Raw genomic sequence first — 20,649 nt, forward strand, 5'->3', positions numbered from 1 at the left:
TTCGATTAAAATAGAACAATAACTTTATAAGAAAGGATGAGAACAGTGACACTGCTTCATACCCTACAGAAACGCTACACAACTAAGGCCTATGACAATGACCGTCGTATTCCTGATGAAACGATTGCCCAGCTTCTAGAAGCCTTGCGTTTAAGCCCATCTTCGGTCAATGCACAGCCTTGGCATTTTATCGTTGCTGATGATAATGCCGGGAAAGAACGGCTCGCGAAAGCGACCCCTGAGCAGAGCCCATTAGCTTATAATCGCCCTAAAATTACCGGTTCCTCCCATGCCGTGCTTCTCTGCGCACGCCAAGAATTGTCCGATACATATCTGACAACACTTCTTGAAAAAGAGAAAGAAGACGGTCGTTTTGCGACAGAGGAAGCCTTTACAACGTGGAAAGAAGCACTGACGCATTATGTTGGCCTACATCGCCAAGCCGGAGATGTGGAGCATTGGAACCAAAAGCAAGTGTATCTCGCCCAAGGGTTTTTATTGCTCGCCGCAGCATCAATGGGCATTGATGCAACCCCAATCGAAGGGTTTGATCCCACCATTATGTCGGAGGAATTCGACCTCACACGACAAAAGCTTACCCCCTTGGTCGTGGTCACACTAGGCTATCATTCAGACGATGATTCCAACGCCAAACGCCCCAAATCTCGTCTGGCATATGAAACAGTCTTCTCCAAAGCATAAACCTTCACAAAAGCCCCTTATCCATGATCCGCACAGGCGCTTTCTTGCCATCAAGGAAAAACGTTCTGTACGGATCATGAGCGAAGCCTATCTTACTTTCTTAAAAAACGCTGCCAAATGTGCAATCGCCGAAACCGAAGCGTCGCCATAAAGAACCTCTCAAACAAGTAACAACAAAGAGAAGCCTTACTGCTCTCGCTAAATTGGTCGATCCCTACACACAGGTGTCACATAACGGGCAGTACTCTAGACCAGCCTCTCTTCTCTGCCTACCTGAGCTCATACACAGAACGGTTGAGAGCATAATACCTTATATTTAGTTGCCACCATGAGCTTCTACTACCGTTATCAGTGTACCTAGCCCGGAGAGCCGTCACCTCCCGTAATGCCCCAAACTTGGCCAGTAACATAACTGCTTTCTTGCGATGCAAGCGTTACATACATGGGCGCGATCTCAACAGGTTGACCGGGACGATGATACGCTGTTTCAGAGCCAAAATGCTCCACCACAGACTGCGGCTGTGCCCCACACACTTGCAAGGGTGTCCAAAATGGGCCGGGAGCTACCGCGTTCACACGGATACCACGTGGTAAAAGCTGTCGGGCGAGACTATGCGTCATGTTGGCGATCCCCGCCTTCGTCATAGCGTAGTCAACAAGAATAGGGTTAGGCGCGTAAGCATTGCGTGATGCTGTATTAATAATCGTAGCCCCTTTAGGAAGATGAGGCACAGCCGCTTTCACCAACCAGAACAACGCATAGATGTTTGTCTTAAGCGTCCAGTCGAACTCTTCGGTTGTGAGCTCTAAAATATCCTCACAATAATGCTGGCGTCCGGCATTATTGACGAGAATATCAAGGCCTCCCAGCTGCTTTACAGCATTATGAACCAATGTTTGACAGAATGTTTCTTCACGTAAATCTCCTGGTATCAGCGCAACCTGACGCCCTGCCTTGCGCATAAGAGCCGCAACTTCTTGAGCGTCACTTTCTTCTTTCGGCAAATAATTAATGGCGATATCAGCACCTTCTCGCGCATAAGCAATCGCAACAGCACGTCCAATACCGGAATCACCCCCTGTAATAAGCGCCTTTCGTCCAGAAAGACGCCCTGCCCCCTTATAGCTCTTCTCTCCACAATCAGGACGAGGGGTCATAGAACTCTGCAGTCCCGGCCAAGATTGTAGTGGCTGATGAAAAGGTGGCGAAGGATAATGATGAACAGGGTCTTGCAGGGGAGCCGCCTCTGCTGAGGTCGTGCTCACCGCTTTCTTGGCAGCCTGTGCCGACGACAAGGCTGATAAGGATCCTAACGCAGTCATTCCCGAAAGGAGCGCTCGCCTACCAACAGGCGAAGCCCCTTCTCGTGTCGTCATCTGGGAAGAAGAGGTCACATCATGGATGTCATCGCGACGTGTATTAGTCATGGAGCGTTTTCCTTATATCCATCTCCACGATCCCATTTCCCCATTAGGAGAACGGAATCGCCAGACTATTCTCCGCTACCCTGACATGCTCTCAAACGTCTCTTCAACCAAACAACGCTTAAACCAGCAATGCTGCGGCCTTAGAAGGCCGCAGAAACACTCGCTTGCGCCCCACTATCAACAGAGTGGTTCCCATATTGACCAATATAGGACAGATCAACATTGATACGATCAGTCAGCTTCGCGATCCCTACAATGTTTCTGTATCTTTTTTCGTCCTAGTTATCCTGTGATGGCTGTGGATGACCATGCCATCAAGAAAAACCATGTCGCACCGTTCTGGTTCCACCAAAAGCTGACCGTCGAAGCTTAATATGCCTTAGCCATTCCACAGCACACTACATCAAGAACTAACAGCCTCTAGAACAGAACTACCCCCTGCATTAAGGACTGTGAGCATTTTGCTTATTCTTCCAAACGGAAGCCACAAAACTACCACCAATGAGAACCAATCCAATACTACCTGTTAACCACTCAGGAATATCATGAAAAATAGACACAAGCATCAAAATCGCGAGAATTAAAATCGTATAAAAAGCACCATGCTCTACATAAGAAAATTCCGCCAACGTGTCCGATCGCAGCATTGCCAATGTCATACAACGCACCACCATCGCCCCAACACCTAGGCCTGCTGCGATAATAACGGGATCATTTGTGATCGCAAACGCAGAAATAACCGAATCAAAGCTAAAAGAACCATCAATAAATTCGAGATAGCAAAAGGTCAGAAAACCACCACGCATCGCTGTATTCGTACTCTGAGCATCCCCAATGAGCCAGCTGAGAACCTCCTTAATGAGGACATAACTCACGATACCGATCCCACCCCACAGCAAAAGATCACAACGTTGCCGAAGATCAGCCACCGCGAAGGACGTGACCAACAACGCCAAAAGCGTCACCCCTGCTGAAAAACCACTAACGCCCCCTAAACGAGCCGCTTTCGCCTCAACCCATGTCAGCCAATGCTCTTCTTTGTCTTCATCAATGAAATAAGACAACGCAATCATCAGCAAGAATGTACCACCAAAGGCTGAAATATTATTTTTCGCGCTTGTCATAATCTCAGCGTAATGGTGAGGCTCCTTAAACGCTAAGGTAATCGCCTCCCAAGGTGTGATCGCCGCAATAGCGGATACAATCACAGCAGGGAAAAGGAAACGCATTCCAAGAACGGCAACAGGCATTCCAAATGTCAGATAGCGCTTCTGCCATTTCTCCGTCATGGTCTTAAGAATACGGGCATCAACAATGGCATTATCCATTGATTCTGCTGTTTCCATGAGCGCTAGAATGATGACAGATTCCGCTCCAAGCAGTGCTCCTGCCACGCTCGGTTGAGTAATATAGCCAAACGCCACACCAATGAGTAATGCCACCACAGACACGATGATGGCAGGATAGAAATGCCTCATAGCTTCCCTTTTCTAATCAACAGTATAATGCCCGTTCCACGCCTATACTCCCTCTTACACAATCATAACAGGACGGCAGCGTTTCTAGCTCCAATAGGACAAGAAATGCCCTAGACCACTACGGCTACCACTACCAATCGCTTGGAACTCCCATGTCGCTGGCCCAGTGCGAATAAATGCCCCAACTTGGACAGCCGTATCAGTCGGGAAATCATGCTCCAGCTCATAGCGCGCAATCATACGATCATCTGTCAGATCCGTAATTTCCAAGACGGCTTCTAGGGCGTTCCAATTCTGGTTCCGTTCCATCCCTTCATAGATCGTGCCAAGTATGGACACTTCCATCACCCCCTCAGGCATTCCTTCAAAGTTGATATCAACTTGCTCACCATCTACGCCATTAAAGTCACCCCCTGTGCGGTTGTCGCCCCAGTGAACAATTTCTTGCCCCGGTGTCGCCTTAACCGCTGTGCCATCATCAAGCGTTGTTTGGGGGGAGTTATAATACAGAACCCAGGCCGGGTCAGATGCATAAATCTTACGTTGAGCATCCTTCTGACCTTGTGCAATGGCTGCGGAATCACTTTCAGCAGCGGCCCGGCTTCCTAACACAACCACCGTCAAGTCTGCATCTGCTTCGGATATACCTTGTTTAACCTTCTTCCATTTCAGCGCAACACGAACCTTTTTAAGTCCTGGACGTGCCTTTTCGAGGTCAAATGTCATCCCTTTAGAAAGATTAAACGCTAACTCACTCATAACTATTAAACCTTATACTGCATCTATATCGATCACATCTCAACAGGTATGATGAGGAAGACACTACAAAGAATGCAACCATGTTACCAGTTTAGGACTGACTAAAGACGCATACAGACGATCATCAGAGACATATGACAATTCTTCAATATGCAATGTTGCAACATTTGTTGAGCACTGAGCATAATATTCCGTACGCTGACGGTTCGCTTCTGGCCCTGTTGTTACAAAGGTCACGAAAATATTATTTTCTTTTAACGATTGGATAAGGGCCATAGTTTCGTCGTTATCAAAATTACAGCCGTCTGTTTGCAAAATAATATAGCCTGGATCTTCTGAAGATTCTGTACGTGCTGACGGCGTAAAAAAGCGACGTACAGCTCCCATAATGGAGGTTTTTTTACCCCATTCATGAATAAAATACGCCAGTGCTGGTGCAAAATAAGTTGCACCAGACAAACGATAAAAATCGCGCATAATATGATCTGCAATATAAGTTTGATAGTTCTCAGCCGTCATATCAGGCAAAGCATACGCCACTTTAGAGAACGCGCAGACCTCAAGGGAACGGTTATCATCAAACCGTAAGGCCACCGGCAAAATACGCTCATTCAAACGCGTCATACGCCCACTCGCATAGTCCTGTTCCATCGAGCTTGAGGCATCAAGAGCGAAGCCAACACGTAACGAAATATTGCGCGATACATCATTTTTTTCTAACTGAAACTCGAGCTTTTTGCTGAGATCAAAAACAAGGTCAGACATGTATCGCATCCACTCTAATGACAACTACATTTTCCATAAGGTGTTTTTCGCATACTGAAAATAGCGTTTGGACAATATTTTATATAAGACTTAAGGAGCTATTATAACATTATTAAATCCTTTTCATAAAACGAAAAAAGATGCTTCCCCCCTCGCTTTTCGATATTTTCTTGTTAAGAGAAGATGAGTGATCCGCTCACAGTTTTGAAAGGTTTGGTCATGTCCGATGCTTCTTTAATTCAAGCCAAGCTGGCCTCGTTAACACTCGACGCCCCGGACAGCATCGACACGATCGACCTCTCCATCCGCCAAAAACGTGCCGATACCTCAAAAGCACTCTTGGCCTCGTTGATGACCAAAGATACCGGCGAAACCGGTAAATTTCTCACTTCATTGCTCAACACCGTCAATAACGTATCCCCCGGAGAAGAAAAGACCTCCATACTCTCACGCTGGCTGGGCAAAGGAAAAAATAAAATCGAGCTGATCAAGCAGCAATATCGCTCCGTTGAAAGCAACATTCAGCAGCTCGAAAACAACCTCCGCCAACGTGCAGAAATCCATCGTGATGACGGCATCCGTGCCGAAAAGCGCATTGAGGATATTCGCTCTTTTTACACAGAAGAGCGTCTAAATCTTCAAGCAATGGAACAGTTTATTGAGAACTCTGAGAAAAAAAGAGCAGAGCTCGAACAAAGCCTTGATACCAATGATCCGCTCGCTGTTGCTACTCTTAAAAAATTTGACAGCAGCCTCGCACTAGCCCGCCGTAAACGCGACGACATCCAAGATACGCTCGCAGCGCTTAGCCAAGATCTTATGACACAAGAGGGGATTAAAGATAATATTCTTGCCCTCTTTCGCGGCATTCACGACGCGCTTTTTTCCCAGTTAACAGAATATCGCAATCTTTTCGCCGATACGCTGTCTATTGAGCGTAGCAGCGAAACAGTGCGCCAACTTGATGCTGTTGCAGAAAGCACCAATAATTTGCGACAAAAACGTGCGGAAATGCTCAATCAAGCCACACGGCAAGTAGCCCAACATCAACAACGTGGCACCATTGATCTCGACCGTCTGATCAAGGCGCAAGAAGCCATGAAAGAAACCATTATCCATGTCCGCCAAATTCAACAAGATGGGGAACAAAAACGCGCCGCAGATTTGAAACGTTTGCAAGCCGCTCAAGAAGATTACCACAAAACCATTGCCCAACAGGACTCGACATCTCTTAACGCACCGCGTTAATCCATTTTCTTATGGTGTCTTCCTCCAAACGGCCTAGTACCGTACCCCCTCCACAAAACAGCACGACATCGCCTCAAGCGCGCGCCAGCACAGTACCGGTGCCACATGCCGAGTCTTCCACTGCCTCAAAAGTGGCACCACGTCCATCAACCGTCGCTGTCCCACCGCCCCCAACAGATCGAACCGTAACAGAAGCCTCTGTCACAGCCCCCTTACGTACACGCCTTTCGCCCAGCGAGCTCTCCTGCCCTGACTATGAAAAGACCATTCTTTTATCCATTACTCTGAACCACCCTCACAGCATACGCGCGATTGGCCGCCAAGAAGAAGAAGCCTACCGTCTTATCGCCCACTGGATCGCAACAATCGACCTGCAAGAACGCGACGAGTTTGCCGCTCTCTCAGAGCACATCACCCTCCTTGCTGACGGGTGGCATCAACCACGCAAACGCAACCGCCTACTCAAAGACCGCCCTTTGGATGTCTATTTGCGTGATTACAGCCGACGGATCATAGCCTTACAAGAGAAGCTCACTCAGCAAGACCGCGCATTTGCGGAGAAATACGCCAAAGTACAAGCCAACACCCACACATTAAAACGCCTTATTGCAGCGCTCCAACAGGCGCATACCCTTTTTCAAAAAAAGCTACCGCCACACGAAGACCGTTTGCTTACACCACTTGCGGAACGTTGCACCGTTCTATCGACTCTCCTCAATGATACGCTCTTACAACAGTCTCAGCTAGAGAATCACCGACAGGGTATTAACCGTGAACTTGAAGGATGCGACCGTATTCTGACCTTTTTGATTACCCAAATTGAGCAGCTGTCCACACAAACCACCGCCCTAGCACAAGAGAAAGACGCTCACTTCTTTTCAAAAATCAAAGAATTCCTTTCACGATAAGCACCCTTTTCACCGAGCACGTTATGCCCCTCTTATCTTCACACCGCTCCATAAGCGCGCTCATCCTTACCACGGTGACGACATCTCTCACCGACAATATGATGAAGACGTTTGTTCTCCTTCACCTTATCGGTCATGGCCGCTGGGTAGGTGCCGTGGCTACGCTCTCTTTTGTGCTTCCTTACCTTATTCTCTCGCCTCTAGCAGGAAGTTTGGGCGATCATTTCCCACGAACGCGCTTATTACAATGCTACAAATATAGTGAGCTCGTTGCAGTGCTTCTCAGCAGCATCGGCATCCTCACTGACACGATCCCCCTTATGCTCAGTGCCCTTATCGCCTTTGGTGTACAAATCACCTTAATTTCTCCCGTTAAGCTGGGTCTCTTGCCAGACCTAACGTCTGATGACCATCTTGTTACTGCAAACGGTCTCCTAGACGGCGCCACCTTCATGGCCATCCTTGCAGGCACAGCCCTTGCAAGTCTGCTTCCACCCATGTGGCTCTGTGTCACTATGCTTGTCATGGCCCTTATCGGAATCAGCTCTAGTTTAGCGATCCGCTCACCCTCTCAAGGCAATGAACCAATCAACATTCATTGGCTCTCAAGCCTCCGTCATATGATCCACGTCACCCACCATGCAGGGAAAATGGGCGTTGCGCTCTTACTCAGCCTTTTTTGGGGAGTGGCTTCAGCATTAGTCACTCTCATCCCCCCTTTTATGCATCAGCTTGCCCAACATGCTGCATTACCCATATCAGAACCACACGCCGCAAGTGTGCTCATGCTCAGCACGACGTTAACCCTTGGTGTGGGGGCGCTTTGTGCAGGCCTCATCCCCAACAATCGGCACATCTCCACATCTGTTTTTATCGTTATGCTCCTCGCTTCTGTCGGTTTCTTTTGTAATCTCTCGTGGAGAACAGACCTGACCTTTCTCATTTTCGGGGGCTTCGCAGCAGGCTTATGTTCCAGCCAGTTTTACGCACGCCTTATTGAAAGGACACAGGGCGCAACATCCACCATTTCCGCAGGCAATAACATTCTCAACGCCATCGCGATGAGCATCGCTTCTCTCTTGCTCATGCTCATATAAGATCGGATTCTTTTACAACATTTCTACACGCAAGCGGCTCTTAGTAGCCTAGGGACTGAAGACCTCTAACGCCATACATCTCCACACTTCAGCAACAAGCGTGTACAGTCGGGAACCGTAATTTTTCTCTATGATGGAAGAAATTTAAAATAAAAAACATATCCCTTTTAGTGCGCGCAACCTATCAATGCCCTATTATAGGAAGCATAAGAAGACACAGAAGAGGAACGAGAATGACGCAATCTATTATTAAGGTATGTGCTCATGAGTAAATTTTTCTTTTTGCTTTTATTCGGCCTCTCCGGTGGATGTAGCGTACACGATACGATCCATAGCATGTCTGTTTTCGGTCATTTATTCTAACATCTATTCTCCATTCGCTATTCGACCCTACCCTTTATAAAAAAAGCCTGCGGAGCCTCTCTTTTCAGAGAAACCCCACAGGCCTCCTAAAACGCCTCAGCGCCTAGCCAAACTATCGTTTAGCCTTCTGCACGATAACGCTCTGCCATCGCATTGGCAGCAACAATCGCGTTATAGACATCTTCTGGCGTTACCGCGAACGGCATATTGCTCATTGTATCGTCTTTTGCACAGGCCAGCTCGGCCACCTTGCGCCAATCAGCCTCAACAAATTCTTTCAGACCAATTTCCTTCAGCGTCATTGGCAGTGAAGCCGCCTTCAGAACGCGCACCACATCGTCAATTTCTTCACGAGGAGCTTTTTCCAGAACGAGCTGTGTCAGCAGACCAAAGACCACCTTTTCACCATGTTGAGCATGATGGAGGTCTTCAATTTCTGTCATCCCGTTATGGATCGCATGGGCAGCAGCCAAACCGCCTGTTTCCGCACCAATACCGCTCAGGTAAATCGTTGCTTCCACAACTTCCTCAACAGCGCGTGTTGATACCTTATTGCGCACAGCGTCCATGGCTTCCACCACATTTTCACGCAGCAGATCATAGCACATTTTTGCTATGCCAAGCCCCGTACGAGATGGCTTCTTGTTCATCAAGTTGATGCCATCAGAGTTAAAGCATGCACGAGCTTCAAAATAAGTGGAAAGTGCATCACCCACACCAGCAGCAAAGAAGCGCACTGGAGCGCCCGCTAGAATGGACGTATCAGCAATAACAGCATCAGGGTTCTGTGGTAGGAAGAGGTAACGGTCAAATGCCCCATCCTTCGTATATACAACAGCGAGAGCCGTGCATGGTGCATCACTAGATGCGATAGTTGGGTAAAGTAGCACCGGCATTTTGTAGTAATGCGCCACAGCCTTAGCGGTATCAAGCGTTTTACCACCCCCAACACCAACAATCACATTGGCTTTTTGCTGGCCAGCGAGCTCACCAAGACGTTTAATTTCTTCGTCTGTACATTCGTAGTTAAACTTCTCAGCGGCCCCTTTTAGACCAGCCTTCTCCAGCCCTGGAAGGCACTCTTTTTTCACACGCTCGACGATAAACTCATCACTAATGATAAATGCATTATCACCAAAATCATTCACAAAATCGTGCAGCTGAGACAGCAGCCCCATGCCAACAATAAATTTCTTTGGAGAGGTAACGGAGCGAGGTGTCTTTTCGACCATAAAGGCCTCCTAAAGCATATGGTAAACGCCTAATTCACCGGTTACCCTACGCTTAAAAAATAGTATTGCCTAGGCCATTATACGGTTGATCCGTCATGTCTGAATGTATCCATCTGCATAGGTCATAAATAGGATAAAATTATTCCTATTTATCTATATGATAACTACTTGCAACAACGGTTTTTAACATAGTCTATGCCTGATCTAATGCAATGTTATCAATAAGACGCACATCACCGATCTGAACAGCAAGAAGAGCTAACGCTTCTTCAGAGGCTTCTTTAATGGGCGTGAACTGCTCTGGGTCAACCACAACAGCGTAATCAATCCGTGTTAGTCCATGCTGATGGAGTACATCACGCATTGTCTTCTCCAACACACGGCCAGAACGCTCCCCTGTTTTAAAAAGCGATTGTGCTTTCTGAAGTGCTTTATAAAGGGCCGGGGCCTTCTGCCGTTCTTCCGGCGTTAAGCGAACATTCCGGCTGGAGCAGGCTAATCCATCAGCTTCACGCCCTGTCGGCACCACGACAATCTCTGTTGGAATATTGAGATCCGTCACAAAACGCCGCACAACAGCGCATTGCTGAGCATCCTTCTGGCCAAAATAAGCATGCTGTGGCTGCACAATATTAAACAATTTCGTAACCACTGTTGCCACACCCGAGAAATGCCCGGGGCGTGACGCTCCCTCCATTTGGGAAGCAATCCCCCCAAGGTCAATTTTGGTTACAAATCCCCGCGGATAGAGCGTCTCAACGTCCGGCGTAAACACCACATCAACGCCTGCCTCCTTCAGTAAAGAAAGGTCACGTTCTAACGCACGAGGATAATGTGTGAGATCATCACTGGAGCCAAACTGAATGGGATTAACAAAAATACTGACAATAACCGCATCATTCTCAGCCTTTGCCCGCTTCACAAGAGAAAGATGCCCTTCATGGAGAAACCCCATTGTTGGCACAAACCCGACAGTTCCCAGTGCTTTTCGGCTCTGACGCACCTCTTGAACGGTTGTGCAACGTTTCATGCGGGTCTTCCTTTTCTAACTACGCTATAAGGCTGGCCAACACACCCTGACAAACCTTTCTTCTCATGGCAATAACCGCATTATGACAGACAAAAAAGCTGCTTCTCATCTCTCTTCTGTGATTGTCATCGGAGGAGGGCCTGCTGGTCTCTTTACCGCTGAACGCTTAGCCCATTACGGCCACAAGGTCACACTTTTCGACCATATGGCACGACCTGGGCGCAAACTTCTTATGGCAGGACGTAGCGGCCTTAATCTAACCCATAGCGAGTCTTTGGAGCGTTTTCTCTCACGATATGGAAAAGCTCAATCTTGGCTTGAACCTGCACTACGTCAATTCCCCCCTTCAGCTTTGCAACATTGGGCAGAAGACCTAGGTCAGCCCTGTTTCAAAGGCAGTTCGGGCCGGATTTTTCTCAAAAGCCTCAAAGCATCCCCGCTGCTCCGCGCGTGGCTCACACGACTTGAACAGCATGGGGTAAATTTTCAGCCCCATCATCGTCTCACCGCTATCACAGCTCACGAAGCCACGTTCGACACACCTCATGGCCCACATCATGTGCCCTATAAAGCCTGCGTTCTTGCTTTGGGCGGAGCGAGCTGGTCGCGCTTAGGTAGTGATGGGCAATGGGCCTCCCTTTTTCCCACGCTTTGTGCACCCTTTGGCCCCTCTAATTGCGGGTTCGTCCCTCATTGGCCACAATCATTAAGCGAGCGTCATGAAGGCGACACACTTCGTGGCATTCGCCTACAGTATGGCACGCATCATTATCGCGGCGATCTGATCCTGACCCGCCGCGGCCTTGAGGGCGCTCCTCTCTATACACTTTCGCCGCTTCTGCGGGACGCTTTACAAACGCACGACACCGTTTCATTAACCCTTAATCTCCGCCCGACCTTATCAGCTGAAGCCATTCATAAACGCCTCGCCTCCCAGCGCCCACGTGAAAGCCGTAGCAACCGTTTGCGCAAAGCTCTCGGGTTGGACCGCTTCTCTCGCGCGCTCCTCTCCGAATACGCGCCCCATGCCCAAACACCGGACGAGCTCACTCGTGCTGTCACGCAACTGCCTCTTACATTAACGGCTCCAATGCCCATAGACCGCGCTATTTCTACTTCCGGTGGGCTACAGCATAGCGCCCTAACCGATGAGTTTATGCTCCGTCATCAGCCAGGCCTTTTTGCCTGCGGGGAAATGCTGGATTGGGAAGCCCCTACGGGAGGGTATCTTCTACAAGGCTGTTTTTCGACTGCTTATACCTGCGCAGAAGGCGTTCATCGCTGGCTCTTCTCTTCAGAGAACGGTATAACAACGCCATGACGTCACCCATGCCTGGATCTATCGTACTCGGCCAGAACAGAACTGGCACTGAGGCCCTTATTGACCTGCCCGAATTGCTGGCAACACGCCTTCTTGTACAAGGCAACTCTGGCTCAGGGAAATCCCATTTACTACGCCGTCTCTTGGAACAAACGGCATCTCTCGTCCAACAAGTGATCGTGGACCCGGAGGGGGATTTCGTCACCTTAGCTGAGAAATATAATCATCTCGTCATCGACACTGACACCCAAACAGAAGCGAGCCTTCGGACTGCGGGAGAGCGCGCCCGTATGCACCGGGCTTCTGTCATCCTCAATCTGGAGCATTCCGAACCAGACGCCCAGCTTCGTGCTGTTGGCGCATTTCTTTCCGGCATGTTCGAGACCCCGCGCGCTTATTGGTATCCTGTTCTCATTGTCGTCGATGAAGCCCAACTTTTTGCACCGGTTGCAGGTGGCGATACCTCTGATGAAGCCCGCCGCCTTTCACTGAACGCAATGACAAACTTGATGTGTCGTGGCCGTAAACGCGGCATGGCAGGCATTATCGCTACGCAGCGTCTTGCCAAACTGGCCAAAAATGTTGCCGCCGAAGCGTCTAACTTTCTGATGGGACGCACTTTCCTTGATATTGATATGAGCCGCGCTGCTGATTTGCTAGGGATGGAACGTCGCGCTGCTGAAGCTTTTCGCGATCTGGATCGAGGACAATTTATGGCTCTTGGCCCGGCCTTATGCCGCCGGCCACAACGCATCAAAATAGGCCCCGTTGAAACCGCAAGCCATGCGGGTGGGCCTGAACTTGTCCCTCTCGAACAGCCTAACCTTCCTCCAGAAGAACTGCGCGAGATAATCCTGCAAGCACCAACGGAACCACCGCCACGCCCACGACGTGAGCCCACAGCCCCTAAGCCAGATCTTATCACGCAGCTTGATCAATATGGGGCTCAACGCTCTGCCGATGAGCAGGCCGCGCAGGCACCAGAAGAGCATACGCCCGACCCAGCACAACTCTGGCAGATTATTGCCGATATGGTGAATGAAACAGACGCTGGATACCGACCTTTCGCCACATTGTATCAGGACTTTCAACTCCGCGCACGGCTTAATGGCTTGCCACGCACGGTGTTAAGTATGGAGCGCTTCCGTCGTCTTTTAGGGACGATCCGAAGTGGGATCGACCGCGAACGTGCCCAAAGTGCCGAATGGCACGATATTGAAGAACGCGCCAACCGCCTTCCTGACGATATGCAAGCCGTTTTCTTTCTGCTCGCCCGCGCTGCAATGGATGGCCTCCCCTGCCCTGATGATGCCGCTCTTGCTCGTGCTTACGGCACACACTCTCTTGGTCGCGCACGCCGGCAATTACACTATTTAGAAGAATGCGAAGCCATTATTCTCCAAACACAAGGACGGCAACGACGCGTCGCCATTATTGGCCCCGGCTGGCAAACAGCCGGCGATTAACCTTCAGCGACTTCTGTAAAAAAAAAGCGGCAGGGGGCATATCCCTGCCGCTTTTTACAAAAGAGCTCTAAAGCTTATTGGCGTTACGCCTGCTCCTCTGGCGGTGGCACACGGCGCAAACGCTCTAAAATACGCTGCAACAGAATTTCCGGCCCAGCATCGCCAGGAACGACAATCACAGGTTCATCCTCAGTCGGTTCTTCAAGGGTCGCAAACTGGCTGGGGAGCAACGTTGGCGGCATATAATGGCCCGTCCGTGCTTCCAGACGTTCTTTCACCACTTCAGGATCCACCTTCAGATACACAAATTGTACCGGTATCCCCTTGTCTAAAATATTACGATAACTACGTTTTAAGGCAGAACAGGTTAAAACAGCGCCATGACCGCCCTGCACTTGCTTTGCCAACCACTCACGACATAGCTCCAGCCATGGCGCGCGGTCATCATCGTTTAGGGGGTGACCTGAACGCATTTTTTCAACATTGGCGGGCGGATGAAGAGCATCCCCCTCTTGGAAGGGCCAATTCATTGTATTAGCTAGCATTTCCGCAACCGTTGTTTTTCCCGTTCCGGAAACACCCATAACAACAACATAATGCGGAACAATATCAGACACTGCCTGAGACTTTGTAGACTCTTGAGTCATGGCGTCCATTGTTCAACCTCTCGTTCTGTTGCAACCAGCACATCGGTTGCCATCTTTGGAAACAACCCATGCTCCACCACACCCACAGTCCCGTCGATGCGTGTTGCCAAACCTGGCACATCCGCAATCGGGCCGAAAGCACAGTCGAGTATCATGTTTCCGTTATCTGTGACGAACAGCTCTCCCGCCAAGGTACGGCGTGGCCGAATGATCTGAGCGCCCAATTTTTGAAGACGTGCCGCCGTGCACTCTGAACCAAATGGGGTAATCTCCACAGGAACAGGAGTACGTTCCCCCAACCGGTCAACCGGCTTTGTTGCATCAATCATCACAACAAAGCGCTTTGCTGCTTGAGCAACAATTTTCTCACGCAGCAAAGCACCGCCGAGTCCTTTGATGATATGAAGAGAGCCACGCTCCACTTCATCCGCCCCATCAATCGCAATATCGAGCTCTGGATGGTCAGCAAAAGTGGTGATCGGAATCCCCACAGCACGTGCAAGCGCTGCCGTGCTTTCAGATGTTGGAATTCCCCATATCTTCAGCCCCTCTGCAACACGCTCACCCAGACGCTCCACTAAAAAAGCGGCTGTGCTCCCCGTCCCCAAACCAACGACCATGCCGGACCGGACGAGGTCTGCAGCGTGACGAGCGGTCATTCTCTTGCAATCATCAACATTCATGAAGTGTGTTCTCCGGCGGCTGCTTGATCAGCCAGTACCAGAATTTTACCTTCCGAAACAATACGCCCAGATGGAATGCTGCTATCTCCCTCGCGCAGACGTCGCAACATCGGCACCTTATTGTCCCCTGTTACCAAGAAAACAACGTTACGGCTTGAAGCAATCGCAGGATATGTCAGTGTTAAACGCTCATGAGGTGCTGTCTTTGGATCAGACACAGACACCCATGCCTTCGTCTCATCCAACACAGGCTCACCCGGGAACAACGAAGCTGTATGCCCATCTGTACCCAAACCTAGCATCACCACATCGAAGAAAGGCCGACCTTTCTCTAAGGTTGCCGCCCCATAGGACGCTTCCATCACCTCTTGATAACGCTGAGCATCATCGCGGGCCTGACCCTGCGTCGGCATTGGATGGATCTGCTCTGCTGGAAGCGGAACTTTCGACAGAAGTAAACTTTCCGCCATGCTTTGATTACTGTCAGCATGACCGACTGGTACGTGGCGTTCATCTCCGTAGAAGATTTCAACACGTTTCCAATCGACTTTTTGAGCCACTTCCGGACGCGCTAAAATCGCAAATAAGCGCTTAGGTGTTGAACCACCCGACAAAGCAATACGAATACGCTCCCCTGGGCGATTCTGCACGGCTTCAATAAACAGCTCAGCCATACGCATGGCGACCGCGTCGACATCCGACAGAACTTCAAATACGGCATGCCGCATATCGGTTGTCATGTTCCTGCTCCCGAATCAGTAGAATCAATTATGCACTACGCGGGGCATAATGAACCTTTCAACCGCATCTGCCCAGCCATCCTCTGCATTACTTCCTGTAATATAGGATGCTTTTTCTTTCACAGTCTCAGGAGCCTGCCCCATAGCGATGCTCATTCCTGCTTCAGACAGCATAGGAAGATCGTTCTGCGCATCACCCAAGCACGCCACCTGCTCAGCTAACACACTGTAGAACGACGCGAGTTTATGAACCGCTTGCCCCTTTGTCGCCTGGGCTGGAGTAATATTAATTTTAGTGGGTGTTGAACGCAGCACACTCGCTTGACCTGCAAACTTTTCACCAAGCTCTTGTTCTAAACGTGCTGCTTCTTCAACATTGTCACCAATCGCAATGATACGATTCACTTCACTAACTTCAGTGGCGAGATCCTCAACCTCGTAAGGGTGCACCCCGATAATCCGGCTTTCATTAGTAACAAAAGGTCGCGTCGCATCACGCACGCTCCAACGATCCTTATTCTGAAACCACACATCACCATCGTGAGCCGTCAAACAGCTCAATAACGCCTGCGCGACAGAACTGGGAAATACAATATTATGCTTAATCGTGCCGTCAGCATCAAAAATCAGTCCACCATTAAAAGCAGCACATGGGCCTTGAAGCTCTAACTGGTGGATATAGGGCATCATCCCTTGAGGAGGGCGCGCACTGACAAGCGCTACAGGAATGCCGACATCTCTTAAATGTCGCACCGCCATCTGAGTTTTGGGCGAAAGAACACGCTCTGACGACAAAATCGTTCCATCCATATCAGAGAGAACGAGTCGAATAGAAGAAGCTGAGTCGCTGGTCATAGTTACGCACTCCGATCAAGGAGGGAACCGGGAGCGCGGCGAACCCGGCACGCTCCCTGATCATCAAGATGTTATTTTTTACGTTCGACGTGACCGCCAAAGCCATACCGCATGGCAGACAGTGCTTTTTCAGCAAAATTATTGCCTGTGCGTGAACGGAAGCGCGTGTATAGCGCCGCTGTCATAACAGGCGCTGGAACGTCTTCTTCAATCGCGGCTTCGATTGTCCAACGTCCCTCACCAGAATCCTGCACTTCGCCGCTGAACTCAGACAGATCAGAAGAACGTGTCAGTGCTTCTGCTGTCAAATCAAGCAGCCAAGAGGAGACAACACTCCCTCGACGCCAGACTTCTGCCACATCCGCCAAGTTCAGATCATAACGCTGATCTTCTGGCATCGCAGGTGAATTCTTAGACTTCAGAACGTCAAACCCTTCAGCAAAAGCCTGCATCATACCGTATTCAATGCCGTTATGAATCATCTTCACAAAATGGCCTGAACCGGCTGGGCCACAATAGAGGTACCCTTGCTCAGCACGTGGATCGTGACGGCCATCGTCACGGTCTGGTGTGCGCTGAATATCACCAATACCGGGTGCCAACGCACTCAAGATCGGGTCAATATAATCCGCAGCAGCGCGCTCACCGCCATACATCATGCAATAGCCGCGCTCTAAGCCCCACACACCACCGGATGTACCGACATCAATATAATCAATGCCTTTTTCAGCCAACTCATGTGAACGGCGTACGTCTTCTTTGTAATAAGTATTACCACCATCAATGATGATATCACCTTTACTCAATAAAGGCGCAAGCTTTTTGATGCAGTTTTCAGTCACCTCGCCAGCTGGCAACATGATCCAAATAACACGACGCTCTTCATTCTCCAGAAGATGCGCCATGTCTTCAAAAGTAGGAGCCCCCTGCGCGCGTCCCGGCTCACACCGCTCAACGATCTTATCAATTACAGCAGGAGTACGGTCGAATGTTACAACATCATGCCCATGTCGTGTTAGACGAACCGCAATATTTCCGCCCATACGACCTAGTCCGATAATTCCGATACGCATTCATTAAGCTCCTTTCACAACATCAGACAGCACCTTGGCGAGGCGTTCGAGACCTTCGCTGAGGGGTCCGGTAATATGCACACGCAATGCACGACGGCCACGGGATGCTAATACATCAAAATCCCCGCGCGCTTGCGCTGCTTTCACCACACCAAATGTGTAAGCGTGATGAGGAATTGCCAGATCAGCAGCATCTTCTGCTGTTATTTGCAAGAACACACCACTATTGGGGCCCCCTTTATAAGCCTGGCCGGTCGAATGAAGGAAACGGGGCCCAAATTGGGCAGCCGTCGCCACATGCAGGCGGTCTCTCAACATAAGGCGAACGTCCTGCTCCCACTGAGTGTGAGAACTATTACGCTCAATATAGGCTAACAGACCGATATAATCCCCTGCTCCAACACGTTCAAAATGTGCCCCCAGGACTGATGCTGCATCTCCTGTTCCGAGGGCAGCCGCATTTTTGTCATCCGCATAAAATGTCAGAGACCCATCCGATGCAAACGGAACCTCTTCCGGCAGATGACCTGTCTCTGCGTAAGCTTCAGTCAGCTTTCGTGTTTCCACTTTGCTGAATTCCACATCGGGCTGGTCAAAAGGATCAATCCCGAGAATTGACCCCGCAACCGCCGTTGCAAACTCAAAAGCGAAGAAAGCCTGACCAATCTGTTCCGGTGTCTGAAGATGAAGCCCCAACACTGGATGACCAGCCTCACGCAGCGCCTTCAAGCGTGAATCTACAGGCTCATGCCCAAGGCGCAACTCTACGAATACACGATCTTGACCATAAACGCTAGGCTCTCCCAATGTTTCCCCATCAAAGGGGATGAGACCTGTGCCGCGTTTACCCGTACTCTCGGCCAGAAGCTGTTCAAGCCATGCCCCTAAAGAAGCAATCTCCGGTGAGGCCACAAAAGTAATTTTATCGCGCCCAAAAGAAGTTGCCGCTACGCCTAGTGCTAACCCTAACTGCACGCCGGGGTTCACCATCGCTGGTACCGTCGCATCACATGACGCCACCATCAACTGCACATTTTCTAAAAAGGCGCGGACATCGTAGCCAGCTGCTGCTGCGGGCGTTAGCCCAAAAGGGGACAATACCGAATAGCGGCCACCGATTTCAGGATTGCCATAAAAGATATGACTGAAGCCATGATCTTTGGCTTTCTGCTCCATCGCTGAGCCTGGATCTGTCACCGCAACAAAACGCTCGCTCGGTTCCCGTCCAAGGGCTTTCTTGGCCTGTTCCCAGAAATAAGCCAACAAGATGTTTGGTTCTAGCGTGCTGCCAGACTTACTGGAAACAATGAAGAGCGTATTGCCAAGATCGACCGCATCGCGGAACGTCGCAATTTGCTGAGGATCTGTACTATCAAGGACATGCAGCGTAGGGCCACCATCAACACGGCCAAACGTTTTCTCCAACACCTCTGGGCCAAGGCTGGAGCCCCCCATACCGAGCAGCAAAACATCTTTATAACCGTGGGTTTTAACGTCCTGTGCAAGGCGGTTATACGCATCAATATTCGCCAAGCCATCTTGCGCAGCGGTCAACCATCCAAGCCACTTGCTCTCTGAGCCATTCGTCCAGACAGAGGCATCCCGCTCCCACAAGCGGCGTATTTTGTCTTCACGGCTCCATTCTTTCTCAGCCGCTACTACAGAAGCTGCCATATCATCGGGCAGCGCATTTGATACTGTTAGAAGTTTTTCGCCCAAAACTGCCTCCCGCCGTGCTGCAACCGCGCCCAGAAGCGCGTCAAAGGATAAGCAGAATGCTGCACATCCTTCAGTTAATAAAGTGTCAGTTATATCACCTAGCTTTAAACCAAGCTGGTCAGCTTGTGTCAAAACATGACGCGCCTCCTCAGCTCCTTTTGCTAGGCGAGGCTGCGCAACACCATGATCACGAAACGCCTCTAACGTTATTGGAGGCAGCGTATTAACTGTTGCATCACCAATAAGCTCCTCTACATAAAGCACGTCGCGGTAAGCTTTATCTTTTGTGCTTGTGCTTGCCCAAAGAAGACGTTGCGTCTGAGCGCCTTTGGCAGCTAGCGCCTTCCAACGCTCACTCTCCGTCACTTCTTTATAATAATGGTAAGCACAGGTGGCATTTGCAATGGCCACCTTACCGCGCAACGCCTGAAGAGCCTCTGCCTGCGGATCGCCATCCGCAACACGGCGATCAATCTCGCCATCAATTTTTGTATCAATCCGACTAACGAAGAAAGAGGCCACACCCGCAACGTGGTCAACGGCCTTCCCTTGAGCCGCGCGCTCTTCTAGCCCGGCGATATAAGCCTCCAGAATGGCCTTATAGCGCTCAATGGAGAAAAGCAGCGTCACATTAACATTAATACCCTCAGCAATCGCCTGACGAACAGCATCAACAGCCTCAACCGTTGCTGGGATTTTGATCATGAGATTGTCACGGGCTACAGCCTGCCATAAGCGCCGCGCCTCATGAAGAGTCGCTTCTTGATCATGAGCAATGTAAGGAGAGACCTCAAAACTTACATATCCGTCTCGCTTATTCGTCTCATTAAAAACAGGTGCTAAAACATCACAAGCTTGTTGAATGTCCTCAACGGCTAGATGCTCGTACAGCTCCCCAGCTGAAAGCGATTTTTGAGCCAAAAGCGCGCGTGTTTCCTCTTCATACTCCGCCCCATGGCCAATCGCTTTCTCAAAAATGGAGGGGTTAGAAGTCACCCCACGCACAACATTACGATCAACCAATTCTTTAAGCGACCCATTCGTCGTGAAATCACGACGAATGAAGTCAAGCCAGATCGACTGACCACAACGAGCAAGCTGATTTAGGGGACTTTTCTCTGTATCATTGGCCATG

The 20,649-nt window shown here is 49.8% G+C and carries 18 protein-coding genes; 6 read left to right on the plus strand and 12 right to left on the minus strand.

All coding sequences use genetic code 11. The features are described from left to right. Positions 1-36: 36 nt before the first annotated feature. Positions 37-702 carry an oxygen-insensitive NAD(P)H nitroreductase gene (gene nfsB / locus GS535_RS01170; RefSeq protein WP_202401550.1) on the plus strand — a complete coding sequence of 222 codons (666 nt, stop codon included), beginning with the start codon at positions 37-39 and terminating at the stop codon, positions 700-702. 357 nt (positions 703-1,059) lie between these two features. On the opposite strand, the gene GS535_RS01175 is transcribed toward nfsB, so the two are convergent. The 4 genes from GS535_RS01175 to GS535_RS01190 all read right to left on the minus strand — a co-directional run bounded on the left by GS535_RS01175 (position 1,060) and on the right by GS535_RS01190 (position 5,132). Next, positions 1,060-2,130, minus strand: a complete 1,071-nt coding sequence (locus GS535_RS01175) for an SDR family oxidoreductase (RefSeq protein WP_237442147.1) — start codon at positions 2,128-2,130, stop codon at positions 1,060-1,062. Positions 2,131-2,573: 443 nt separating this feature from the next. Then, the gene (locus GS535_RS01180) at positions 2,574-3,608 is read right to left on the minus strand and encodes a DUF475 domain-containing protein (RefSeq protein ID WP_160791529.1); all 1,035 of its coding nucleotides are present in this window, start codon (positions 3,606-3,608) and stop codon (positions 2,574-2,576) included. 84 nt (positions 3,609-3,692) lie between these two features. After that, positions 3,693-4,367, minus strand: a complete 675-nt coding sequence (locus GS535_RS01185; protein WP_160791528.1) for a TerD family protein — start codon at positions 4,365-4,367, stop codon at positions 3,693-3,695. A gap of 63 nt (positions 4,368-4,430) precedes the next feature. After that, positions 4,431-5,132 carry a VWA domain-containing protein gene (locus tag GS535_RS01190; protein WP_160791527.1) on the minus strand — a complete coding sequence of 234 codons (702 nt, stop codon included), beginning with the start codon at positions 5,130-5,132 and terminating at the stop codon, positions 4,431-4,433. Positions 5,133-5,351: 219 nt separating this feature from the next. On the opposite strand from GS535_RS01190, the gene GS535_RS01195 reads away from it, so the two are divergent. Genes GS535_RS01195 through GS535_RS01205 form a run of 3 tightly spaced genes read left to right on the plus strand, consistent with a single transcriptional unit; the run spans position 5,352 to position 8,385 of the window. After that, positions 5,352-6,380, plus strand: coding sequence for a toxic anion resistance protein (locus GS535_RS01195; protein ID WP_160791526.1), 1,029 nt, complete (start codon positions 5,352-5,354; stop codon positions 6,378-6,380). 11 nt (positions 6,381-6,391) lie between these two features. Continuing rightward, positions 6,392-7,288, plus strand: coding sequence for a hypothetical protein (locus tag GS535_RS01200; protein ID WP_160791525.1), 897 nt, complete (start codon positions 6,392-6,394; stop codon positions 7,286-7,288). Positions 7,289-7,311: 23 nt separating this feature from the next. Continuing rightward, entirely contained in the window at positions 7,312-8,385 is a 1,074-nt protein-coding gene (locus tag GS535_RS01205) for an MFS transporter (protein WP_160791524.1), read from the plus strand. 482 nt (positions 8,386-8,867) lie between these two features. Here GS535_RS01205 and GS535_RS01210 read toward each other — a convergent pair whose 3' ends face one another. Both GS535_RS01210 and panC read right to left on the minus strand, forming a co-directional pair. Next, on the minus strand, positions 8,868-9,980 hold the full coding sequence (locus tag GS535_RS01210) for a glycerol dehydrogenase (protein ID WP_160791523.1): 1,113 nt from the start codon (positions 9,978-9,980) through the stop codon (positions 8,868-8,870). Between the two features lie 193 nt (positions 9,981-10,173). After that, positions 10,174-11,010 carry a pantoate--beta-alanine ligase gene (gene panC / locus GS535_RS01215; RefSeq protein WP_160791522.1) on the minus strand — a complete coding sequence of 279 codons (837 nt, stop codon included), beginning with the start codon at positions 11,008-11,010 and terminating at the stop codon, positions 10,174-10,176. 82 nt (positions 11,011-11,092) lie between these two features. On the opposite strand from panC, the gene GS535_RS01220 reads away from it, so the two are divergent. Together GS535_RS01220 and GS535_RS01225 are read left to right on the plus strand one after the other, a co-directional pair. Then, positions 11,093-12,331, plus strand: coding sequence for a TIGR03862 family flavoprotein (locus GS535_RS01220; protein ID WP_160791521.1), 1,239 nt, complete (start codon positions 11,093-11,095; stop codon positions 12,329-12,331). Positions 12,332-12,339: 8 nt separating this feature from the next. Then, positions 12,340-13,797 (plus strand): ATP-binding protein, encoded by a 1,458-nt coding sequence (locus GS535_RS01225; protein ID WP_160791520.1) that lies wholly within the window; start codon positions 12,340-12,342, stop codon positions 13,795-13,797. An 83-nt stretch (positions 13,798-13,880) separates the two neighbouring features. On the opposite strand, the gene GS535_RS01230 is transcribed toward GS535_RS01225, so the two are convergent. The 6 genes from GS535_RS01230 to GS535_RS01255 form a co-directional block, all read right to left on the minus strand. Then, positions 13,881-14,453 (minus strand): gluconokinase, encoded by a 573-nt coding sequence (locus GS535_RS01230; protein ID WP_202401549.1) that lies wholly within the window; start codon positions 14,451-14,453, stop codon positions 13,881-13,883. Beyond that, a complete protein-coding gene (rpiA, locus tag GS535_RS01235) occupies positions 14,441-15,127 on the minus strand; it encodes a ribose-5-phosphate isomerase RpiA (RefSeq protein WP_160791518.1) in 687 nt (228 codons plus the stop codon). The genes GS535_RS01230 and rpiA overlap by 13 nt, the downstream gene beginning before the upstream one ends. Then, entirely contained in the window at positions 15,124-15,867 is a 744-nt protein-coding gene (pgl, locus tag GS535_RS01240; RefSeq protein WP_160791517.1) for a 6-phosphogluconolactonase, read from the minus strand. Before pgl ends, rpiA begins: the two co-directional genes overlap by 4 nt. 24 nt (positions 15,868-15,891) lie before the next feature. Next, on the minus strand, positions 15,892-16,722 hold the full coding sequence (locus GS535_RS01245) for a Cof-type HAD-IIB family hydrolase (protein WP_160791516.1): 831 nt from the start codon (positions 16,720-16,722) through the stop codon (positions 15,892-15,894). Between the two features lie 71 nt (positions 16,723-16,793). Beyond that, entirely contained in the window at positions 16,794-17,795 is a 1,002-nt protein-coding gene (gene gnd / locus GS535_RS01250; protein ID WP_160791515.1) for a phosphogluconate dehydrogenase (NAD(+)-dependent, decarboxylating), read from the minus strand. A gap of 3 nt (positions 17,796-17,798) precedes the next feature. Next, a complete protein-coding gene (locus tag GS535_RS01255) occupies positions 17,799-20,648 on the minus strand; it encodes a bifunctional transaldolase/phosoglucose isomerase (protein ID WP_160791514.1) in 2,850 nt (949 codons plus the stop codon). Position 20,649 lies beyond the last annotated feature (1 nt).

The organism is Saccharibacter sp. EH611 (genome assembly GCF_009834765.1).
In the GTDB taxonomy this organism is placed as follows: Bacteria; Pseudomonadota; Alphaproteobacteria; order Acetobacterales; family Acetobacteraceae; genus Saccharibacter.

Bases quoted from the DNA above. Each gene is read 5' to 3' on its own strand.
- nfsB (WP_202401550.1), top strand. From the start codon at position 37: ATGAGAACAGTGACACTGCTTCATACCCTACAGAAACGCTACACAACT.
- GS535_RS01175 (WP_237442147.1), bottom strand. From the start codon at position 2,130: ATGACTAATACACGTCGCGATGACATCCATGATGTGACCTCTTCTTCC.
- GS535_RS01180 (WP_160791529.1), bottom strand. From the start codon at position 3,608: ATGAGGCATTTCTATCCTGCCATCATCGTGTCTGTGGTGGCATTACTC.
- GS535_RS01185 (WP_160791528.1), bottom strand. From the start codon at position 4,367: ATGAGTGAGTTAGCGTTTAATCTTTCTAAAGGGATGACATTTGACCTC.
- GS535_RS01190 (WP_160791527.1), bottom strand. From the start codon at position 5,132: ATGTCTGACCTTGTTTTTGATCTCAGCAAAAAGCTCGAGTTTCAGTTA.
- GS535_RS01195 (WP_160791526.1), top strand. From the start codon at position 5,352: ATGTCCGATGCTTCTTTAATTCAAGCCAAGCTGGCCTCGTTAACACTC.
- GS535_RS01200 (WP_160791525.1), top strand. From the start codon at position 6,392: ATGGTGTCTTCCTCCAAACGGCCTAGTACCGTACCCCCTCCACAAAAC.
- GS535_RS01205 (WP_160791524.1), top strand. From the start codon at position 7,312: ATGCCCCTCTTATCTTCACACCGCTCCATAAGCGCGCTCATCCTTACC.
- GS535_RS01210 (WP_160791523.1), bottom strand. From the start codon at position 9,980: ATGGTCGAAAAGACACCTCGCTCCGTTACCTCTCCAAAGAAATTTATT.
- panC (WP_160791522.1), bottom strand. From the start codon at position 11,010: ATGAAACGTTGCACAACCGTTCAAGAGGTGCGTCAGAGCCGAAAAGCA.
- GS535_RS01220 (WP_160791521.1), top strand. From the start codon at position 11,093: ATGACAGACAAAAAAGCTGCTTCTCATCTCTCTTCTGTGATTGTCATC.
- GS535_RS01225 (WP_160791520.1), top strand. From the start codon at position 12,340: ATGCCTGGATCTATCGTACTCGGCCAGAACAGAACTGGCACTGAGGCC.
- GS535_RS01230 (WP_202401549.1), bottom strand. From the start codon at position 14,453: ATGGACGCCATGACTCAAGAGTCTACAAAGTCTCAGGCAGTGTCTGAT.
- rpiA (WP_160791518.1), bottom strand. From the start codon at position 15,127: ATGAATGTTGATGATTGCAAGAGAATGACCGCTCGTCACGCTGCAGAC.
- pgl (WP_160791517.1), bottom strand. From the start codon at position 15,867: ATGACAACCGATATGCGGCATGCCGTATTTGAAGTTCTGTCGGATGTC.
- GS535_RS01245 (WP_160791516.1), bottom strand. From the start codon at position 16,722: ATGACCAGCGACTCAGCTTCTTCTATTCGACTCGTTCTCTCTGATATG.
- gnd (WP_160791515.1), bottom strand. From the start codon at position 17,795: ATGCGTATCGGAATTATCGGACTAGGTCGTATGGGCGGAAATATTGCG.
- GS535_RS01255 (WP_160791514.1), bottom strand. From the start codon at position 20,648: ATGGCCAATGATACAGAGAAAAGTCCCCTAAATCAGCTTGCTCGTTGT.